The sequence below is a fragment of the Enterobacter sp. genome (assembly GCF_977039595.1).
This window is the reverse complement of record NZ_CDRQYH010000002.1, coordinates 42,865-56,988: the sequence shown is the minus strand read 5'-3', so window position 1 is coordinate 56,988 and position 14,124 is coordinate 42,865. Positions and strand designations below refer to the sequence as shown.

General features: G+C 55.7%; 16 protein-coding genes. 6 read left to right on the top strand and 10 right to left on the bottom strand.

Annotated elements, in window-relative coordinates; all coding sequences use genetic code 11:
• Position 1: 1 nt before the first annotated feature.
• Both ACWYRJ_RS01080 and yfbV read right to left on the bottom strand, forming a co-directional pair.
• The gene (locus tag ACWYRJ_RS01080; RefSeq protein ID WP_023617380.1) at positions 2-496 is read right to left on the bottom strand and encodes a YfbU family protein; all 495 of its coding nucleotides are present in this window, start codon (positions 494-496) and stop codon (positions 2-4) included.
• A 91-nt stretch (positions 497-587) separates the two neighbouring features.
• The gene (yfbV, locus tag ACWYRJ_RS01075; protein ID WP_023312543.1) at positions 588-1,043 is read right to left on the bottom strand and encodes a terminus macrodomain insulation protein YfbV; all 456 of its coding nucleotides are present in this window, start codon (positions 1,041-1,043) and stop codon (positions 588-590) included.
• A gap of 337 nt (positions 1,044-1,380) precedes the next feature.
• Between yfbV and ackA the strand changes: the two genes are divergently transcribed.
• Positions 1,381-2,583, top strand: coding sequence for an acetate kinase (ackA, locus tag ACWYRJ_RS01070; RefSeq protein ID WP_063145415.1), 1,203 nt, complete (start codon positions 1,381-1,383; stop codon positions 2,581-2,583).
• 76 nt (positions 2,584-2,659) lie between these two features.
• On the top strand, positions 2,660-4,801 hold the full coding sequence (pta, locus tag ACWYRJ_RS01065; RefSeq protein WP_271368583.1) for a phosphate acetyltransferase: 2,142 nt from the start codon (positions 2,660-2,662) through the stop codon (positions 4,799-4,801).
• Between the two features lie 72 nt (positions 4,802-4,873).
• Here the strand turns inward: pta and ACWYRJ_RS01060 are convergent, their stop codons facing one another.
• The 5 genes from ACWYRJ_RS01060 to ACWYRJ_RS01040 form a co-directional block, all read right to left on the bottom strand.
• Positions 4,874-5,827 (bottom strand): transketolase family protein, encoded by a 954-nt coding sequence (locus ACWYRJ_RS01060; protein ID WP_133294857.1) that lies wholly within the window; start codon positions 5,825-5,827, stop codon positions 4,874-4,876.
• Positions 5,820-6,650: a transketolase gene (locus ACWYRJ_RS01055; RefSeq protein ID WP_111965266.1), complete on the bottom strand. Its 831-nt coding sequence runs from the start codon at positions 6,648-6,650 to the stop codon at positions 5,820-5,822. The genes ACWYRJ_RS01060 and ACWYRJ_RS01055 overlap by 8 nt, the downstream gene beginning before the upstream one ends.
• Positions 6,647-8,038, bottom strand: coding sequence for a PTS ascorbate transporter subunit IIC (locus ACWYRJ_RS01050; protein ID WP_023617386.1), 1,392 nt, complete (start codon positions 8,036-8,038; stop codon positions 6,647-6,649). Before ACWYRJ_RS01050 ends, ACWYRJ_RS01055 begins: the two co-directional genes overlap by 4 nt.
• A 21-nt stretch (positions 8,039-8,059) precedes the next feature.
• A complete protein-coding gene (locus ACWYRJ_RS01045; protein ID WP_003861447.1) occupies positions 8,060-8,332 on the bottom strand; it encodes a PTS sugar transporter subunit IIB in 273 nt (90 codons plus the stop codon).
• A gap of 80 nt (positions 8,333-8,412) precedes the next feature.
• On the bottom strand, positions 8,413-8,856 hold the full coding sequence (locus tag ACWYRJ_RS01040) for a PTS sugar transporter subunit IIA (protein WP_111965265.1): 444 nt from the start codon (positions 8,854-8,856) through the stop codon (positions 8,413-8,415).
• 234 nt (positions 8,857-9,090) lie between these two features.
• On the opposite strand from ACWYRJ_RS01040, the gene ACWYRJ_RS01035 reads away from it, so the two are divergent.
• On the top strand, positions 9,091-10,110 hold the full coding sequence (locus ACWYRJ_RS01035; protein ID WP_029741925.1) for a LacI family DNA-binding transcriptional regulator: 1,020 nt from the start codon (positions 9,091-9,093) through the stop codon (positions 10,108-10,110).
• 3 nt (positions 10,111-10,113) lie between these two features.
• Here ACWYRJ_RS01035 and yfcD read toward each other — a convergent pair whose 3' ends face one another.
• Genes yfcD through yfcF form a run of 3 tightly spaced genes read right to left on the bottom strand, consistent with a single transcriptional unit; the run spans position 10,114 to position 11,976 of the window.
• Complete coding sequence (gene yfcD, locus ACWYRJ_RS01030; RefSeq protein WP_032641987.1) at positions 10,114-10,668, bottom strand: NUDIX hydrolase YfcD; 555 nt, start codon at positions 10,666-10,668, stop codon at positions 10,114-10,116.
• Positions 10,669-10,723: 55 nt separating this feature from the next.
• Complete coding sequence (gene yfcE, locus ACWYRJ_RS01025; RefSeq protein WP_455507266.1) at positions 10,724-11,275, bottom strand: phosphodiesterase; 552 nt, start codon at positions 11,273-11,275, stop codon at positions 10,724-10,726.
• 56 nt (positions 11,276-11,331) lie between these two features.
• Complete coding sequence (gene yfcF, locus ACWYRJ_RS01020) at positions 11,332-11,976, bottom strand: glutathione transferase (RefSeq protein ID WP_455507265.1); 645 nt, start codon at positions 11,974-11,976, stop codon at positions 11,332-11,334.
• 141 nt (positions 11,977-12,117) lie between these two features.
• Between yfcF and yfcG the strand changes: the two genes are divergently transcribed.
• The 3 genes from yfcG to ACWYRJ_RS01005 all read left to right on the top strand — a co-directional run bounded on the left by yfcG (position 12,118) and on the right by ACWYRJ_RS01005 (position 14,098).
• Positions 12,118-12,747, top strand: coding sequence for a GSH-dependent disulfide bond oxidoreductase (gene yfcG / locus ACWYRJ_RS01015; RefSeq protein ID WP_023312554.1), 630 nt, complete (start codon positions 12,118-12,120; stop codon positions 12,745-12,747).
• 75 nt (positions 12,748-12,822) lie between these two features.
• The gene (gene folX / locus ACWYRJ_RS01010; RefSeq protein WP_023312555.1) at positions 12,823-13,191 is read left to right on the top strand and encodes a dihydroneopterin triphosphate 2'-epimerase; all 369 of its coding nucleotides are present in this window, start codon (positions 12,823-12,825) and stop codon (positions 13,189-13,191) included.
• Positions 13,192-13,204: 13 nt separating this feature from the next.
• Entirely contained in the window at positions 13,205-14,098 is an 894-nt protein-coding gene (locus ACWYRJ_RS01005; protein WP_455507264.1) for a TIGR01777 family oxidoreductase, read from the top strand.
• The last annotated feature ends 26 nt before the right edge of the window (positions 14,099-14,124 follow it).

Here is a 14,124-nt window from a genome sequence, read left to right as displayed (position 1 = left end):
GTCAGGCATTAATGATTTGTTGAATTTCGTTGCTGCTTAAATGGTACTGACGCGGACAGGCATGCCACGCGCTCAGCATGCGCTGATACTTATCCCACATCGGGGTCTGCGCGTTGAAGCCGTGGGTGCCCGCGTCAAAGTGGGTATAACGCCCTTCCGTATTCACCATAAAACGAACATAGCTCAGATAACGCGCTTCCGTTGCGGCATCAAAGCCTAAAAAGGTCACGCGGCGCTCGTCAATGGACTGCCGATCTTTGAGATTCGTCCAGGACACGTGCAGAGCGTGATACATCTCCATAATGTCGATCACGATGCGGCAGGTTTCTTCTTTCAGCTCGCCAAACTCGCGGTCCAGTTCACGCATTTGCAAACCAAAGCCGCGTTCGACGATGGTTTGCAGGCGGCTGTAGCGCGCAGCGTTATCGGGATCAAGCATAGTCATCATCTTGTACTGGTTAGACAAAATCAGACGTTGAGCATGGGTCATTTCCATCTTTCGACTCCTGTAGCGCATTGCACTTAAAAAAAAGACACGGTAACTGATTGTTACTGTGCCTTCTTTTCGTCGTCGTTTCGATGATCAATCACAAATCATCGAGGAATGTTTTATCCAGTTGCTTAAAAGCACGCTTTAACGTGTCCGCCAGCGCCTGGTAATCCGGCTTGCCTTCAACCGGGGCGAGCGCCTGCCCGGCCTCTTCAAGCTTACCGCGCACTTCATAAAACCAGTGTAAAATAGAAGGTGGAAGTGGCGTGATGGACCGTTTACCTAACCACCACAGGCCCTGCATCGGCAGGCTTAATGCGAAGAGCGCCGTGGCGACGGCGGGTCCAAGCTGCCCACCCAGCGCAATCTGCCAGCACAGCGTAAAGACAGCGACAGGCGGCATAAAGCGAATCGCATAACGCGTGGCGCGGATGGTGCGATTCTCAATAAACATCGGCGCAAGGCGCTTTTCCATTGGCCACGTCTTTGCATAATGCTGTCCCCGACGAAACAGACTGAAGAAATTTACGGACGGGTTCTCTGGTGTCGACATGGCTGTACCTCAACTTCACATATAAAAATTAAAATTTTCGTGCAAAACCACAACAAGCTATGACAACGTTCAAAATATTTTGTCATCTCTACCCCGTATCGGGTATCCTGTGCCAGCCTGATAGGGCCATAGACGAGAATCATTAGCTCGTCAAATTATTGCATATTATGCCATTGGCTGAAAATTGTGCAAAATGGCATAAAATCATAGTTATTTCTTCCATCATGCCACAATGTTCGTTTGGCATGATGTTAATCATAAATGTCCGAGTCATCATGCGTTACGCTGTTAGACTCACTGACGTTTTTTTAGCCACGTATCAATAATAGGTACTTCCATGTCGAGTAAGTTAGTACTGGTTCTGAACTGCGGTAGCTCCTCACTGAAATTCGCCATCATCGATGCGCTCAACGGTGACGAATACCTCTCTGGTTTGGCCGAATGTTTCCATCTGCCTGAAGCACGCATCAAGTGGAAGATGGACGGCAGCAAACAAGAAGCGGCTTTAGGTGCAGGCGCCGCTCACAGTGAAGCGCTGAACTTTATCGTTAACACTATTCTGGCACAAAAACCAGAACTGTCTGCTCAGCTGACTGCGATTGGTCACCGTATCGTCCACGGCGGCGAAAAATACACCAGCTCCGTGGTGATCGACGAATCTGTGATCCAGGGCATCAAGGACTCTGCGTCCTTCGCACCGCTGCACAACCCAGCTCACCTGATCGGTATCGCTGAAGCACTGAAATCCTTCCCGAATCTGAAAGACAAAAACGTGGCCGTGTTCGACACCGCGTTCCATCAGACCATGCCGGAAGAGTCTTACCTCTATGCCCTGCCATACAGCCTGTACAAAGAACATGGAGTACGTCGTTACGGCGCGCACGGCACCAGCCACTTCTATGTGACTCAGGAAGCCGCAAAAGTCCTGAACAAGCCGGTTGAAGAACTGAACATCATCACCTGCCACCTGGGCAACGGTGGTTCTGTTTCGGCTATCCGCAACGGTAAATGTGTTGATACTTCCATGGGTCTGACCCCGCTGGAAGGTCTGGTGATGGGTACCCGTTCCGGTGACATCGACCCGGCAATCATCTTCCACCTGCATGACACCCTGGGCATGAGCGTTGACCAGATCAACAAAATGCTGACCAAAGAGTCTGGTCTGCTGGGTCTGACCGAAGTCACTAGCGACTGCCGTTACGTTGAAGACAACTACGCAGAGAAAGAAGACGCTAAACGTGCAATGGACGTTTACTGCCACCGTCTGGCGAAGTACATCGGCTCTTACACTGCGCTGATGGAAGGCCGTCTGGACGCGGTTATCTTCACCGGTGGTATCGGTGAGAACGCGGCAATGGTTCGTGAACTGTCCCTGGGCAAACTGGGCGTTCTGGGCTTTGAGGTTGATCACGAGCGTAACCTGGCTGCCCGCTTCGGCAAGTCTGGCTTCATCAACAAAGAAGGCACCCGCCCTGCTCTCGTAATCCCAACTAACGAAGAGCTGGTTATTGCGCAAGACGCGCACCGCCTGACTGCCTGATTCCACACCGCCAGCAATGCTGGCGGTGCTGTTTTGTAACCCGCCCAATTGCGGCGGTAACGAAAGAGGATAAACCGTGTCCCGTACTATTATGCTGATCCCTACCGGAACCAGCGTCGGCCTGACCAGCGTCAGCCTTGGCGTTATCCGTGCTATGGAACGCAAAGGCGTTCGTCTGAGCGTCTTTAAGCCAATTGCCCAGCCACGTGCCGGTGGCGATGCGCCAGACCAGACCACCACCATCGTTCGCAAGAACTCCAATCTGCCGGCGGCCGAACCGCTGAAGATGAGCCACGTTGAGTCTCTGCTCTCCAGCAACCAGAAAGACGTGCTGATGGAAGAGATCATCGCCAACTACCATGCTAACGCGCAAGACGCGGAAGTGGTGCTGGTTGAAGGTCTGGTGCCAACCCGCAAACACCAGTTTGCGCAGTCTCTGAACTTCGAAATCGCGAAAACCCTGAACGCAGAGATCGTTTTCGTGATGTCTCAGGGCACCGACACCCCAGAGCAGCTGAACGAGCGTATCGAGCTGACGCGCAGCAGCTTCGGCGGCGCGAAAAACACCAACATCACCGGCGTGATCGTCAACAAGCTGAACGCGCCAGTGGATGAGCAGGGCCGTACTCGCCCTGACCTGTCCGAGATCTTCGACGACTCTTCCAAAGCGAAAGTCATCAAAGTTGACCCGGCTAAGCTGCAGGAATCCAGCCCGCTTCCAGTTCTGGGCGCGGTGCCATGGAGCTTCGATCTGATTGCCACCCGTGCAATCGACATGGCGCGTCACCTGAACGCCACCATCGTTAACGAAGGCGACATCAACACCCGCCGCGTGAAGTCCGTGACCTTCTGTGCGCGTAGCATTCCGCACATGCTGGAACACTTCCGCGCAGGTTCCCTGCTGGTGACCTCCGCAGACCGTCCTGACGTGCTGGTTGCAGCCTGCCTGGCCGCGATGAACGGCGTGGAAATCGGTGCGATCCTGCTGACCGGTGCCTACGAGATGGACCCGCGCGTCAGCAAGCTGTGCGAACGCGCGTTCGCCACCGGTCTGCCGGTCTTCATGGTGAACACCAACACCTGGCAGACCTCCCTGAGCCTGCAGAGCTTCAACCTGGAAGTGCCGGTTGATGACCACGAGCGTATCGAGAAAGTTCAGGAATACGTTGCGGGCTACATCAACGCAGACTGGATCGAATCCCTGACCGCGACCTCCGAGCGCAGCCGTCGTCTGTCTCCTCCAGCATTCCGTTACCAGCTGACCGAGCTGGCGCGCAAAGCGGGCAAACGCGTTGTTCTGCCAGAAGGCGATGAACCACGTACCGTTAAAGCAGCGGCTATCTGTGCAGAGCGCGGCATCGCGACCTGTGTGCTGCTGGGTAACCCGGATGAGATTAACCGCGTAGCGGCCTCTCAGGGCGTTGAGCTGGGCGCTGGCATTGAAATCGTTGACCCAGAAGTGGTTCGCGAAAGCTACGTTGCCCGTCTGGTTGAGCTGCGTAAGAGCAAGGGCATGACCGAAGCCGTTGCGCGCGAGCAGCTGGAAGACAACGTAGTGCTGGGCACGCTGATGCTGGAGCAGGACGAAGTCGACGGTCTGGTTTCCGGTGCGGTTCACACCACAGCGAACACCATCCGTCCACCGCTGCAGCTGATCAAAACCGCGCCAGGCAGCTCTCTGGTTTCTTCCGTGTTCTTCATGCTGCTGCCTGAACAGGTTTACGTTTACGGCGACTGCGCGATCAACCCGGATCCAACCGCAGAACAGCTGGCCGAAATCGCTATCCAGTCCGCGGACTCTGCGATTGCCTTTGGTATCGAACCGCGCGTAGCGATGCTCTCCTACTCCACCGGCACCTCAGGTGCAGGTAGCGACGTAGAAAAAGTGCGTGAAGCGACCCGTATTGCGCAGGAAAAACGTCCTGATCTGATGATCGACGGCCCGCTGCAGTACGACGCCGCGGTTATGGCTGACGTTGCGAAATCTAAAGCGCCGAACTCGCCGGTTGCAGGCCGCGCTACCGTGTTCATCTTCCCGGATCTGAACACCGGTAACACCACCTACAAAGCGGTCCAGCGTTCTGCCGACCTGATCTCCATCGGGCCGATGCTGCAGGGCATGCGCAAACCTGTGAACGACCTGTCTCGTGGCGCACTGGTAGACGATATCGTTTACACCATCGCGCTGACGGCTATCCAGTCTTCGCAGCAGCAGTAATGTTAAAAAGCCCGGTGGCGCTAGTGCTTACCGGGCAAGAAAGGCGACCACTTAACCGGTCGCCTTTTTTATTTACAGCAGCTCGCGCGCCGCCGATACAATGTCATGTGCCGTCAGGCCATACTCTTTCTGCAGAAAATCCTGCGTCCCCACCTGGCCGTAACGCTCCTTAACGCCCACCCGCCGCATCGGCACCGGGCAGGTTTCCACCAGCACTTCCGCCACCGCCGACCCGAGGCCGTTGTGAATGCTGTGGTTTTCACAGGTGACGATGCGCCCGGTCTTCTCGGCGTAGTTTTTCACCAGCATCCGGTCGATAGGCTTCAGGGTAAACATGTCGATGACCGCCGCGCTGACGCCCTCCTGCTCAAGCTGGCGCGCGGCTTCCAGCGCTTCCGACACCATGATGCCGTTGGCAATCAGGGTAATATCGGTTCCTTCGCGCAGCACGTTGCCTTTGCCAATGGTGAAGGTTGAGCCAGGCGCATACACGCTCGGTGCCTGCTTACGGATGGTCCGCACCCAGTAGAAACCGTCGAGATCGATAAGCTGTCGCAACACGTCCTCGAACATCACCGCGTCGGTCATCTCCAGCACCACCGAATGCGCCAGACCGCGCACGATGCCCATATCCTCAAACGACATATGCGTTCCGCCGTTGTGGCAGGCCGTCACGCCCGCGTCTGAAGCAATCACCTTCACGTTGTTTCGCTGATAGTCCAGAGACATAAACAGCTGGTCAAAACAGCGGCGGCTGGCAAAGGCGGTGAAGGTGTGAACGAACGGCTTGCGTCCGGTAAGCGACAGCCCCGCCGCCGTGCCGATGACGTTGGCCTCCATAATGCCGCAGTTAATCACGTGCTGCGGATAATCGCGCGCCACGCCGTCCATCGCCATCGAGCTCATCAGATCTGCTTCGAGCGCAATGATGTCACTTCCGGCCTCAATCTGTTTTGCCACGAAGCCAGCGTAGACCTTACGCATCTCAACGGCGTCTTTCTGTCCTGCCGGTGCAACCTTAATCATGTGAAGCCTCCAGTTGGCGAATCGTCTCGTTGAGGGCCGCTTTGCTCTCCGCGGTCAATCGCAGGTGGTGCGAATTGCTGAGCTGCTCCAGATACGGCACCCCCTGGCCTTTGATGCTGTCGAGGATCACCACCCGCGGGCGAGCGTCCGCGGCAGGCACCCGGGACGTCACCTCCAGCAGCGCAGGAATGTCGTCCCCCTTCACCGTCACCACGTCAAAGCCAAAGGCGCGGAATTTGCCCTCCAGGTCGAACGCGCTGATGATCTCGTCCAGCTCGCCGTCGAGCTGCTGTTTGTTCCAGTCGACAAATACCGTCAGGTTGTTCAGGCGATGGTGGGCAATAAACTGGAATGCTTCCCAGCACTGCCCCTCGTTCAGCTCGCCGTCGCCGACGATACAGAAGACCCGATTCGGTCGCCCGGCCAGCCTGTGCGACAGCGCCATACCGCCGGCGATGGAAATCCCCTGTCCCAGCGAACCGGTGGTAGCATCTACGCCGCGCGTTTTCAGGCGGTCCGGGTGGCTCGGCAGGCGCGTGCCGTTCTGGTTTAGCGTGCTTAGCTCTTCCACCGGGAAGTAGCCCTTGATTGCCAGCGTGCTGTAGAGCGCCGGGCCCGCATGGCCTTTCGACAGGACAAAATAGTCTCGCTCCGGCCAGTCCGGATCCGCCGGGTCGATTTTCATCACCGCGCCGTAGAGCACGGCCAGCGTTTCAACCACCGACATGCTGCCGCCATAGTGTCCAAAGCCCAGCTGCGTCAGCGACTTCAGCGTCTCAAGACGGATCTGACGCGCGAGTTCGGTTATCTCTTTCTCATTCATGATTTGGCTCCGGTGTTTTCCTGCGCGTTACCGCCCGCAGGTTTGTTTTTCGCGAAGACGTTGTACGCCACCAGCAGCGCGAACAGCGCCACGACCAGCCCGGTGATGGCCAGCGGCGACAGGAAGCGCGCCAGGTTGCCGAGGACAATCCCGACCGCGCCGAAGTCGGCGTCCGAGAAGGTGGTGTTGGCAAAACCAATGGCGCCCAGTACCGGCAGCAACAGGACCGGCAGGAAGGTAATCAGCAGACCGTTGGCAAACGCACCAATCATCGCCCCGCGACGTCCGCCGGTGGCATTACCGAACACGCCAGCGGTTGCGCCGGTGAAGAAGTGCGGCACCACACCCGGGAGGATTAGCACCCAGCTGAACTGACCGCAGATGAACAACCCCACAATCCCGCCGAGGAAGCTAAACAGGAAACCAATCAGCACCGCGTTTGGCGCATAGGGGTACACCACCGGGCAGTCCAGCGCAGGACGCGCGTTCGGCACCAGTTTCTCCGAGAAGCCGGTAAAGGCCGGGACAATTTCTGCCAGAATCAGGCGTACGCCCTGCAGGATAATGAACACCCCCGCCGCAAAGGTGATTGCCATGATGATGGCGTAGACGAGGTAGTTCTGGCCGGCGCTGAAGGTAGCCTCGACGTACTCGCGCCCGGCGCTCACCGCCATGATCAGGTAGATAATCATCATGGTCAGGGAAATGGAGATCGAGCTGTCGCGCAGGAAGCTCAGATTCTTAGGCAGGTTCATCTCTTCGGTTGAGCGGGAGCCTTTGCCGACCTTGCTGCCAATCCAGCCTGAAAGCACGTAGCCCAGCGTGCCGAAGTGGCCGAAGGCAATCTCATCGTTGCCGGTAATGCGCTTCATGTAGCGCTGCGCAATCGCCGGGAAGAAAGCCATGATCAGGCCGAGGATCAGCGAGCCTGTAAAGACCAGTCCTACGCCTTCAAAGCCCGCCACCGTCAGGATCACGCCAATCATGCACGCCATGTAAAACGTGTGGTGCCCGGTCAGGAAGATGTACTTCAGGCGAGTAAAGCGCGCGACGATAATATTCGCCACCATGCCGAAGGCCATAATCAGCGCGGTCGCTGCACCGTATTTTTCCAACGCAATGGACACAATCGCTTCATTGTTTGGAATAATGCCCTGAATCGTAAAGGCGTGTTCGAACATACCGCCTAACGGATTTAATGAACCGACCAGCACCGTGGCGCCGCCGCCCAGCACAATAAAGCCCAGAATAGTTTTAATGGTTCCTTTCACCACGTCCGAAAACGCTTTTTTCTGCGCAACCAGACCAATAAGCGCAATTAAACCGACCAGCACCGAAGGGACTTTTAAAATATCAACAACGAAATTCAGCGTTTCAAGGATAAACATATCCACCTCGCCTTATCAGGGTTATTGTCTTTCGAACCAGGCGCGCAGCTGCGCTTCAAGTTCGTTGATGTCGATGATGTTGTTGATCACCACCAGCTGGCTTTCCGGCACGCTGGCGCTGGCCGCAATGTCTTTTGCCATCACGAACAGGTCGGCCGCGCCTGGCGTGGCCGAGGAGAGATCGGAATGTTCAACCTCAGCCTCAATCTCCAGCTTTTTGAGCACCTTTTTTATATTCATTTCGACCATAAAACTGCTGCCCAGGCCAGAACCGCAAATAGCCATGATTTTCATTGTTATCCCCTTATTTTGAGTAGAGTACGCCCCATCACGCTGACGCGTAATGTTGTGAAAAACCGGATTACAGAATTAAATCAGAAGCGGTTAATAATTGTTTTAATTTCCTCCCGCGTATTCGCCTGATGCAGTTTCTCCATATCCTCGTCGCTGGAAAATAATTCCGCGAGTGCGGATATCATTTCAATATGGCTATGTTTGTCCGGTGCCGCGAGCATGATAATCACATCGACAGGGTCAAACTCACCGGCACCAAACGAGACGCCCTGTTTTAGTTTTAATAAAGACAACCCCAGTCCTTTGGCACCTTCCTCCGGCCGCGCATGCGGCATCGCCAGCCCTGGTGCCAGCACATAATAGGGTCCTAACGTGTGGTGTTGCTGGATGATGGCCGTGACGTATTCGGGCTCAATCACCTGCAAATCCAGAAGCGGCTTCGCGCACAGCTCCAGCGCCTGCGGCCAGTTTTCCACGCTATCCTGCAGCGTGATGGTTGTATCATATATCCATTTTTTGAGCACTTTTCACTCCCGCTACACGCTTAAGATGAGCAAACTTTATTCAACAGATCGCTGGATGACTGCGATCGCGATCACAAAGATAGCGCTACCAATAGTTAACATACAAAAATGTGATAGCGCTATCAAATTGCAATCACGGTGCTAAATCACAGCAAAAAAAGGGATTTAAGGCGTATACTGCCTGTCACGTGAAACGAAGGAAAATAAAAACGCGTCTGGTCAGCAGGAAGGTGTATGTCTCTAACCCGAAAACGGCGCAGTACTGGTAAAGTGACACTTGCCGATGTCGCACAGCTTGCCGGTGTGGGCACGATGACCGTGTCCCGTGCGCTTCGCACGCCCGAACAGGTTTCCGATAAACTACGAGAAAAAATTGAAGCTGCCGTGCAGGAGCTGGGTTATATGCCTAATCTTGCCGCCAGTGCCCTTGCCTCGGCGTCGTCATGGACGATAGCCATGGTGGTGCCCAACCTCTCCGAAGCCGGCTGCTCGGAGATGTTCGCCGGGCTACAGCAGGTGCTGCAGCCTGCCGGATATCAGATCATGCTGGCAGAATCCCAGCATCGCCTTGAGCAGGAGGAGAAACTGCTGGAGACGCTGCTGGCGTCGAACATTGCCGCCGCTATCCTGCTCAGCGTTGAACATACCGATACTGTTCGCCACTGGCTGAAAAATGCCTCTATTCCGGTGATGGAGATGGGCGCCATGCGCGCCGATCCGATTGATATGAATATCGGGATTGATAACGTGGCGGCCATGTATGAACTCACGGAAATGGTGATTAAGCGCGGCTATCAAAATATTGGCCTGCTGTGCGCCAACCAGGAGCAGTGGATTTTCCAGCAGCACCTTCAGGGCTGGTACAAAGCCATGCTTCGCCACCATATGTCGCCGAACCGGGTCATTAACGCGGCGATGCCGCCTAGCTTCTCGACCGGCGCGGCGCAGCTGCCCGAGTTCCTGCTGGCCTGGCCGGAGCTGGATGCGCTGGTATGCGTCTCTGACGAGCTGGCCTGCGGCGCGCTATATGAGTGCCAGCGCAGGCGAATCAAGGTGCCGGACGATCTGGCAGTGGTAGGCTTTGGCGATAGCGACGTGAGCCGCGTCTGTCAGCCGCCGCTGACGACGATGGCGGTGCCGCATCGTAAGATTGGAATTGAAGCCGGGAAAGCGTTGCTGGAGCGTCTGAATGACGGTGACTGGCGCGATCAAAAGCCAATCGCGTCCAGTCTGTGTCTGAGAGAGAGTTGCTGAAGCTTACTCAGCCTCTTCCTCTTTCTCTGATTTGGTCGATTCGTTTTTGGCGTTGCGGGTCATCCACAGCGCCAGCGCTTTTAACGAATCCGGCGTAAACTCGTCGCAACGCGCGGTAATTTCTTCTGGCGTCATCCAGCAGACTTCACTCACCTCTTCTTCCTGCAGGGCAAACGGGCCGTGAGAAACGCAGCTAAACAGCCCGCCCCAGACGCGACAGTTTTCGTCTTCGAAATAGAACTGACCGTGCTCGGCAAACGGCACACCGGCGATACCTAGCTCTTCTTCTGCTTCTCGACGCGCGGAATCCAGCAGCACTTCATCTGCCTGGACAACCCCGCCTGCAGTGGCATCCAGCATCCCTGGGAGAAAATCTTTGGTGTCCGTACGGCGCTGGACCAGAATTTTGCCCATACCGTCATGCACAACGATGTACGTTGCACGGTGACGCAGACGCTCCGCACGCATTTGTTCGCGACTGGCCTGCGCGATCACTTCATTCTCTTCGCTGACAATGTCAACCCACTCTGTACTTGCCAAATGACTCTGCTCCACCATCGGGAAACCTTCTCTTCTAAGCGCTCTTTCGGCGCGTTTGCAGTTGAGGTGTAACTTACGGATTAATCGCTACCTGCGCAATAACTTGCTGATCATTAAGTGCGATAACGCTCAGGGTATTTCCTTCCAGCATGCCGTAGCTCGCAGGATATCCGCCTTTTGGGATGCTAACCGAGCCCGGATTAAAGTGATAAATCTCACCGCGTTTTTCCGCAACCGGAATATGAGTATGACCGTAAACCAGGACATCGCCAGCTGCGAGAGCCGGGAGATTATCCGGGCTGAAAAGATGTCCGTGGGTCAGGAACAGGCGGTGTTGTTCGAGCAGCACCTGCTGCCACGGCGCGGTAATGGGAAAATGCAGCAGCATCTGGTCCACTTCGCTGTCGCAGTTGCCGCGAACGGCGATGATGCGCGAGGCATACGGGTTGAGTTTTTCCACGACCTGCGCAGGGTCATAGCCCTCCGGCAGCGCGTTGCGAGGGCCATGATTCAGCACGTCGCCCAAAATAATCAGCCACTGCGCACCGCTTTGTGCAAACAGGGAAAGGACACGCTCGGTTGCGGGCAGCGATCCATGGATATCCGACGCAAACATCAGTTTCATCAGTCACTCCTCGGGAAAACAGACTGCCCCCATCATACCTTAAGCGTCTGGGCTTATCAGCCCGCGCGCTTAGCCGAGAGTGCCACATAGCGCTGCACGGAGGCACGCTGCCACTGAAACGCAGCATAATCCACCAGCAGCTGCGGCACCTCATCACCGTTGAAGATCAGGCGGTTTAGCATCAACGCCAGATCGGCGTCGGCAATGCACCACTCGCCAAAAAGATTCGGGTTGCCATGGGCAAGCAGAGAGGTGGCGGTTTCAATCAGTTTCTTCGCGCTTTCTACACCTTCTGCGCTCAGCGCCGGCTTTTTCACCCCGGCAAACACAACGTCCGTCGAGCGTTCGACGCGAATCGGCACCAGATCGCTACGCAGCCACGCCTGGATCTGCCGCGCCCGCGCGCGCTTTTGCAGATCGTGAGGATAGATACGTTCCCACTCCGGGGGGGCGAACCGATCTTCCAGATACTCATCGATCGCCGACGATTCGCTCAGGGCAAAACCGTCAATCTCCAGCACCGGCACGCGTCGGGTCAGGTCGTAACCCTGCCACTGTGGATTGAGATGTTCACCGCCGTCGAGATCAACGGTCTTCAGCGTAAAGGTGAGTCCTTTTTCGGCCAGCGCAACGTATACGCTCATAACATAGGGAGAAAAGAAATTCGCATCGGACCACAACGTGATTACGGGCTGGTTCATAACATCCTCATCGGCTGATCGGGTTTTTACTCAACATATAATCTCTTTGCCTCGCTGTCACTTGATGAAAACTCACGATTTACAACAACCACCTATACTCATTTGTCATGGCACCACTATTCGCATGGACAGGAGTTGAGAATGATCGACCTTTATTACGCCCCTACCCCAAACGGCCATAAGATCACCCTCTTTCTTGAAGAAGCCGAGCTGGATTACAGGATCATTCGCGTGGATATCAGCAAAGGCGAACAGTTCAGCCCTCTCTTTCTGGCTATCTCGCCGAATAATAAAATCCCGGCCATTATTGATAACCAGCCGGCGGACGGGGGCAGACCATTGAGCCTGTTTGAATCCGGTGAAATTTTGCTCTATCTGGCGGAGAAAACCGGCAAGCTGCTGAGCGGCGAACTGCGCGAGCGTCACCATACCCTGCAGTGGCTTTTCTGGCAGGCAAGCGGGCTGGGCCCCATGCTGGGACAAAATCATCATTTTACCGCTTACGCCCCGCAGCCTATTCCTTACGCGATAGAACGCTATCAGGTTGAGACTCAACGGCTCTATGACGTTCTGAACCGTCGGCTGAAGAAAACGCCGTGGCTCGGGGGCGATCATTACAGTATTGCCGATATCGCCTGCTGGCCGTGGGTGAATACGCATGAAAAACACCGCATTGACCTGGCCGCTTACCCGGCGGTGAACAACTGGTTTGAGCGCATCCGGACCCGCCCGGCGACCGAGCGGGCGATGCAAAAAATCCAGCAAATTTAACCCGGTATGAGGCTGGGTGCCTGTGAAGCTCTCATGTATTATGGGCAGGAAATACTGACACGGAGAAGACCTGCAATGTCACAGCCAGACGCTATTATTCGCATAAAAAATTTACGCCTGCGTACCTTCATCGGCATCAAAGAGGAAGAGATCGCCAACCGTCAGGATATTGTCATTAACGTGGTAATTCACTACCCCGCAGACAAAGCGCGGGCCAGCGAAGACATCAACGACGCGCTGAACTACCGCACAATAACCAAAAACATCATCCAGTACGTTGAGAATAACCGCTTCTCTCTGCTGGAAAAATTAACTCAGGATGTGCTCGATATCGCACGCGAACATCACTGGGTCACTTATGCTGAAGTTGAGATCGATAAACTTCACGCCCTGCGCTATGCCGACTCCGTCTCCATGACGTTAAGCTGGCGGCGCCAGGCGTAAACCTGGAGGTTGTATGAAGATTTTGCTGACCGGCGGTACAGGCCTTATTGGTCGTCACCTCATTGCGCGTCTGCAGGCCATGCACCATGACATCACCGTGGTCACGCGCAGCCCGGAGAAAGCGCGCCAGGTGCTGGGGGCAGGTGTTGATATCTGGAAAAATCTGGCCGAGCAGCAAAATCTGGACGGCTTCGACGCCGTCATTAACCTCGCGGGTGAACCCATCGCCGATAAGCGCTGGACGGAAGAGCAAAAACAGCTGTTATGCAGCAGCCGGTGGAACATCACCGAAAAGCTGGTCGAGCTGATCCGCAATAGCCACACCCCGCCTTCGGTGCTGATTTCGGGTTCAGCGGTGGGCTATTACGGCGATCTTGGCGAGGTGGTTGTAACCGAGGAAGAGCCGCCCCATAACGAGTTTACCCATAAGCTCTGCGCCCAGTGGGAGCGTATCGCCTGCGCGGCGCAGAGCGATCGGACCCGCGTCTGCCTGCTGCGGACCGGTGTCGTTCTCGCGCCGAAAGGCGGCATTCTGGCTAAGATGCTTCCCCCTTTCCGGCTCGGACTCGGTGGCCCCATCGGTAATGGTCGTCAGTACCTGGCCTGGATCCATATCGACGATATGGTCAACGGGATTCTCTGGCTGCTGGATAACGAACTGCGCGGGCCGTTCAATATGGTTGCGCCGTATCCGGTGCGCAATGAACAGTTTGCCCACGCGCTGGGGCATGCCCTGCACCGTCCGGCAATTTTGCGCGTGCCTGCGACGGTTATTCGCCTGATGATGGGTGAAGCGTCTGTTCTGGTATTAGGCGGGCAGCGGGCACTGCCCAAACGGCTGGAAGCGGCCGGCTTTGCGTTCCGCTGGTATGAATTAGAAGAGGCGCTGGGGGATGTGGTGCGGTGAATATGGTACAGTGACAGGCCATGTTC